The 5,262-nt window shown below is 56.8% G+C and carries 9 protein-coding genes; all 9 read right to left on the bottom strand.

The genetic code is table 11. The features are described 5' to 3' along the window. Nucleotides 1-26 precede the first annotated feature (26 nt). On the bottom strand, nucleotides 27-608 hold the full coding sequence (locus tag QZY03_RS06435; RefSeq protein WP_295579252.1) for a hypothetical protein: 582 nt from the start codon (nucleotides 606-608) through the stop codon (nucleotides 27-29). After that, nucleotides 605-790: a hypothetical protein gene (locus QZY03_RS06430; protein ID WP_295579249.1), complete on the bottom strand. Its 186-nt coding sequence runs from the start codon at nucleotides 788-790 to the stop codon at nucleotides 605-607. The genes QZY03_RS06435 and QZY03_RS06430 overlap by 4 nt, the downstream gene beginning before the upstream one ends. A 35-nt stretch (nucleotides 791-825) precedes the next feature. After that, nucleotides 826-1,260: a RhuM family protein gene (locus tag QZY03_RS06425; RefSeq protein WP_295579247.1), complete on the bottom strand. Its 435-nt coding sequence runs from the start codon at nucleotides 1,258-1,260 to the stop codon at nucleotides 826-828. Nucleotides 1,261-1,262: 2 nt separating this feature from the next. Further along, a complete protein-coding gene (locus tag QZY03_RS06420; RefSeq protein ID WP_295579245.1) occupies nucleotides 1,263-1,412 on the bottom strand; it encodes a hypothetical protein in 150 nt (49 codons plus the stop codon). 201 nt (nucleotides 1,413-1,613) lie between these two features. Further along, nucleotides 1,614-1,943, bottom strand: a complete 330-nt coding sequence (locus QZY03_RS06415) for a hypothetical protein (RefSeq protein ID WP_295579243.1) — start codon at nucleotides 1,941-1,943, stop codon at nucleotides 1,614-1,616. Beyond that, the gene (locus QZY03_RS06410) at nucleotides 1,940-2,413 is read right to left on the bottom strand and encodes a hypothetical protein (protein ID WP_295579241.1); all 474 of its coding nucleotides are present in this window, start codon (nucleotides 2,411-2,413) and stop codon (nucleotides 1,940-1,942) included. The genes QZY03_RS06415 and QZY03_RS06410 overlap by 4 nt, the downstream gene beginning before the upstream one ends. A gap of 176 nt (nucleotides 2,414-2,589) precedes the next feature. After that, nucleotides 2,590-3,432, bottom strand: a complete 843-nt coding sequence (locus QZY03_RS06405) for a hypothetical protein (RefSeq protein ID WP_295579238.1) — start codon at nucleotides 3,430-3,432, stop codon at nucleotides 2,590-2,592. Further along, nucleotides 3,432-3,944, bottom strand: coding sequence for a hypothetical protein (locus QZY03_RS06400; protein WP_295579236.1), 513 nt, complete (start codon nucleotides 3,942-3,944; stop codon nucleotides 3,432-3,434). The genes QZY03_RS06405 and QZY03_RS06400 overlap by 1 nt, the downstream gene beginning before the upstream one ends. Before the next feature lie 30 nt (nucleotides 3,945-3,974). After that, nucleotides 3,975-5,198, bottom strand: coding sequence for an N-6 DNA methylase (locus QZY03_RS06395; protein WP_295579234.1), 1,224 nt, complete (start codon nucleotides 5,196-5,198; stop codon nucleotides 3,975-3,977). Nucleotides 5,199-5,262: the final 64 nt, after the last annotated feature.

Raw genomic sequence — 5,262 nt, 5'->3', positions numbered from 1 at the left:
TCAAAATGTTATGAGGAGCAAAAAATTTACGAGGGGCAAAATTCCGGCGTTCGGGTCTCCTGGCCCCCCTTTAATTTTTCGCACTCATAGTATTTCAAGCAGTTAGCTCCCTGCGAGACTGCCAAAATGGCCAAAGTCGAGTGATCAACCCGCTGCGGCTGGAGAGCAGCCGGTACATCTCGAGTTTCAAAGCGTTTCTTCGCCTCGTCCAACTGCGCCTTGAAGCCGTCCAGTTCCGCTTTCAGATCGTCGCGCTCCTTGTGCTTGCGCGCCAGCTTGCTCTTCTCGCGTTTCAGTTCGCTCTGTTTGAAGTCCAGGTCCTCATCAGAGATCTCGATATAGCCTTTGCGCTCGTCCTGCTTGATATAGAGAATATCGCTCGCCAGGCGGTTAATGTACTGAATGCCCAGCGCCGCCTCCAGGGGGGTCTTCAGGCGCACCTCGGAATGGTCGTCCGCAGCGATCTCCTGAATCTTCTCGCCGTCGAAGAAAAAGAACTGGGTAATGCCCGGAAAGATGCTGCGACCATCCTCACCCGCCGGGAAGAGAATCTCGGTCGGAAACTGGAATGATTTATAGTTCTCGATGCTCAGTTTCCGGAATTTCACTGGCTATTCTCCGCAAGCTCCCAGATTCCGCGCGGCGAGCCGCGGCGCAGGAGGCCGTCCTGGGTCATCTGGAAACGCTCCCGTTTCGCGGTGTTCAGTGGATCAGGAACCGGCACCCCGGACTTTTCGAGTTGATCGACGGCCTTGGCGATGACCCGCAACTGCGCCTCTTGATCGGCCACTGAGGTTTCTACAGATTCCGTATCAAGCAGGTCGATTACATTCCGGCATAGTTCCACCAGGACGCTCGGATCCTTGACGAAGCGGTCGAGGTCACCACCTTCAGGCGCTGAGTGGCCCAGATCCGAAAGCGGGTCGCCACATGACTCTTCACCCGGTAGCCGACCGAGATGATCATGTCAAGATTGTAGTGGTCCAGGTTACGCCGGACCGCTCGCCCGCCTTCCTGGCGAACCGTTAAGAATTTCTGAACGGTTGCCTCGGGGGCCAGTTCGCCATCCTCATGGACGTTGCGGATGTGCATGCTGACATTGGGCACGGTCGTCGGAAACAGTTCGGCTAGCTGTGGCTGCGTCAGCCAAACCGTTTCGTCTGCCAGGCGCACGTCGATCTTGATGCACCCATCCTCCGCCGCGTAGACGAGGAACTGGCCCCTGGCATCGTCGGGCAGTCGCTGGTCGTCCTTGGTCAACGTCAACCCTCCCCCAATTCGGTCAAGAGATTCCGCTCGGGACCGAAGTCCCTTCCGTGCGCGGCGGAGCCGAAGACTTCCAGCCGCTGAACCTGGTAGCGGTGGCAGATATCGGCAATGGCGGAGCGTCGGGCGGCGATCAGGGGATGCATGATTCGCCTTGCTTGCCGCCCCGATCGGGGCGCCAGGTTGCGGGTACTCGTACTTGATGACCCCGTCCTCGGAGTAGACTACCGGGACGCCATGCCGCCACGCCTTTTCACGGGCGCGTCGCGCGGCGCGATGAAGGGCGATCTCGGCATTGACCAGATCGGGATCACGTTCACGCGGGACAGCCGACGCTTGAGGGTCGGTCATGAATTGACTCCTTCTTCGAGCAGTTGCGGTTTGGAGCCCGCGTTGTCGTAGAGCGCCCATTCGTCGACGAGGGGGCGATAAACACCAGTGAAATTGCGCCAGCCGGACTCGTAGCGACGACGCCCGACCTCGGCGAGCATCAAACGCCCCGCCTTCATCGCCGCGAGATCGGGAGCGAAGGGCGACAGGCCCGCCGCGATCAGGTCGGCATTGATAAAGGTCGGACAGGCGGCCTCATTGGGCAGGAACTCCTCGGCAAAGGTGGTCTTGCCGGCCCCGTTCGGTCCGGCAATGATCAGGATCTTCTGCTCGGGCTGGCCGGTCACGCCCGCGCGGCCTCTTCGATGAGTTGCTCGACGCGGGATTTGGCTTGCTCCAGCAGTCGCTCGGACTCTTGTCGCGTGGAGAGCGAGCTTTTTACCAACTCAGCAATCTTGGCTTCGGTCTCGTTACTCAGTCGCGGAACCAGCATACGAGCAACGTCTCTCGGTGCTAGGTGCCCATTGGTTGAGCCGGTAATCCAGCGATTGAATTGCACCTGCCCTATTTCGTGATTGAGTACGAGCAACAGGTAATTCGGATCAATCACTTCGCTTGTACGCAGGCAAAGCAAGTCACCGGAAATAGCCAGCCGATCATAGCGCTTTAAAATGCCGATTTTTCCAATCGTAGCACCGGTGATTGCGAGCAGAAGGTCGTCTAGCCTCGCCAGCGGCGTGTCAGATTGAGAAAAGCACTTTGATGCATCAATGATTTCCCTGCCGTCGATATGTCTGATACTGCAATAGTCAGTCAATCCGTCGGTAATGTCAGCCTGTTAGCGGCCTTTCAGTGTGCTGCTCAGCAGAACACCAAGGCGATCACATTGGGCGTGTGTATGGAGCCAGTCTTGGTAGAACAAGGTAAGTACTTCAACAGAATACTTTATAAGACGCAATTGTGTTAAGTTATTGTTTATGAAAGCTTTTTGTTTTATTTCTTTTCCGATTTTTTATAAATAATTGTATTGATGCACATATCCGGGGCGAAGCATTGAGCATCTATGCGACCGGATGAGAAGGTTTCGAACCAGCCGATGGTACTGAAGCGTGCAGAATAACCAGCCGGTTTCTGGAAGGTCAACTTGTCTAGGTCAAGATCTGATTCGAGTAACAGTTTAGCCTCAGAGTAAAGCGCAACTGCCCGAGTGTTTAATAATAGAGAGTTGCCGACCAGATGTCTAATTAGCTCTTGCTCATTGTTCGGTAGAATCGGGGCAAGTAACTGAAAAATATCCTTTAGGATTAGCCCTCCTTGGGCGGTACCACGAGAATGCCTCGCAATTTGATATTGTCCAAACTTACCAAGCAGAAACGCAGCTAAAACATAGGAATCAACTGCACCACCAGGCCGCCGCCTCACAATTCCAATCTTACAACTGCCAGTGCATCGGTTCGTATTTGAGGTAACTACAGATATGGTTCCAGTGCTTGCGCCAACTATGCAGATCAAAACATCTTCAGGCAAGAAAAGTGAACGATGCATGTTTGCATGATCATAGATATGCATCGGAATTCGAACCGGCGTAGAATTTTTAAGAAAGAATCCATTGAGATCTTGCCTACGGTAATAGGGTACTGCACCATCGTCGTCAGTAAACCACCGTGACATTTCCAAATGGTTGCCGTCAGAAATATCGAAATTCCGGGCAATCACATTCGTCTTAATACACGCAAGCTTCGCTTCCGCTTCCGAAAACACAGGATGAAAAAATTCGGCATCAGTGCGCCCATGAGCCATCAGTGACTGGTGGTCGGCGAGGCTCCAGACGGCCATTACGCGCTCTCCCAAAAGCTAAATTTCTGCTGCTGTGCAAACCGAACAAACGCCTCAGCCACACAAAGCTGCTCATCGGGGATTCTGCTGGCATCGGCCAGGTCGTTTGCCCGCAAGTCGTAATTCACCAGATCCTGATTGACGACAAACTGACCTTCCTGCGGGTGTCCGTCCGGAAACTCGATCAGACTGCCGCCCGCGTCGAGCATGTATTCATAATCGCCGGAGTTGTTCTTGCCGCCGCGCTCGCTCACGGCCATAAAGATGGGATAGTCGAGCTGCTTGGAGACCTCGGCGGCGATCCAGCGCTCCTTGAGGGTGCCGATCAGGTCGTCGTCGGCCAGGACCAGCTCCAGTCGTCCGCGATGGGTGAGCTGCTTCAGATCACGCTCGGCCTGGGGAATCCGGGTCTCCAATGCCTTGATCTCGGTCCTGATGGGCTTCTGAGCGGCCTTGTGTCGCTCCTTCAGTGCCTGCAGGTTCACTTGATAGCCTTCTCTGACTTCCTTCACGCGCGAGCGAAGCGTAGCCTTCTCGCCGCTTCAGCTTGCGTTGAGCGCGTCGATCTTCTGGTCCTTCTGCTGTTCCAGTGCCTCGCGGTCGCTCTCCAGATCCATCAACCGCTGCTTGGCCTTCAGCAGCGCGGCCCGGAGATCGTTCAGTTTCTCCTCAGCGAGCGCGACAGGGTCTTCATCCACGCCGACGGTTAGCTCGTCGTCGCCGTTGTCCTCTCCGCTGCCGTTCGTCGTGTCTTCGGTCTCGGTCTCGGGCTCGCTGAAGGTCTCCGCGATCAGATCCGCCACCGCCTCGGGGATGGCGTCCTCCGGCACGTCGGCGGCGGATGCATGGGCAGCCAGCAGCCTCCCGATGTCGGCCCAATAATCCGGGCAAGCACCCGCAACCTGTTCGTGAACCTGGGCGATCCGGTCGAGCTGGTCCTGGGTGTATTTCTGCAGGAAGAGCACCGAGGTCTTGGTGCCGGTGTGCGGCTTGAAGGTGTTGGGGTGCAGCCCGACCACTGCGAGCAATCGGGCCTTTTTCAAGATCCACTCGCGGATGAAGGCGAGCGATGAGTTGTTGAACTTGCCTTGCGGAAGCACGATGGCGGGGCGCCCGCCGGGCTTGAGCATCTTGAGGATACGCTCGATGAAGAGGACATCGCGCTCATCTTTCGGCTGCTTGTCGTCCCCGGCGCGCTTGAGCGCGGGCCGCGCCAGCTCGTAGCGCGCCAGCATCTTGCGGTCCTTCATTTCACCGGCGAAGGGCGGATTGGCGATTTTCTTCTTGGCCTCGGTGGGCAGCAGATATTCGAAAGCATCGTCCATGATGCGCAGGTTGGAACCCATGAGCCGCACGCCTTCGATGGGGCCGACGCAGACCTGCAGATGACGCTTGGCCAGATCGATATCCTCGCCCGGCTTGAAGATGCCGGGCCATTCGTCGCAGGCCTTGTGGAAGAGGCTGTTGATCCGGTCGTAGGTGATCTCGGGGTCCAGCGCCTTACGGAACTCGACCACTTTGTCCTTCCGACGCTCCAGCGCCTCTTTCTCGTCCCAGATCTTGGCGAAGATGAGCTTGAAGATTTCGTTGAACTCATCCTTGCCGCTGTCGGCCAGGACCAGTTCTTCGAGATCCTGAACTCGACTTTGGCCATTTTTGCCTGAGGCCGGGCGCTGTGCACGGGTGGGCGGGACCAGGGCCGGCGGCTCCTGCGGAGGTGGCGGCAGCGGGAGACCGGCGGTATCGTCTGAAGTCGACCAAAACACCAGCCGTCACCGCCGATGCTCCCACTACCGCCCGCGATTGTAACGATTCTGCTGCCCTTTGCCC

The organism is uncultured Lamprocystis sp. (assembly GCF_903933125.1).
Classification (GTDB): domain Bacteria; phylum Pseudomonadota; class Gammaproteobacteria; order Chromatiales; family Chromatiaceae; genus Thiodictyon.
Note: the sequence above shows the minus strand (reverse complement) of the source record. Positions and strands in the feature narration are given on the sequence as shown.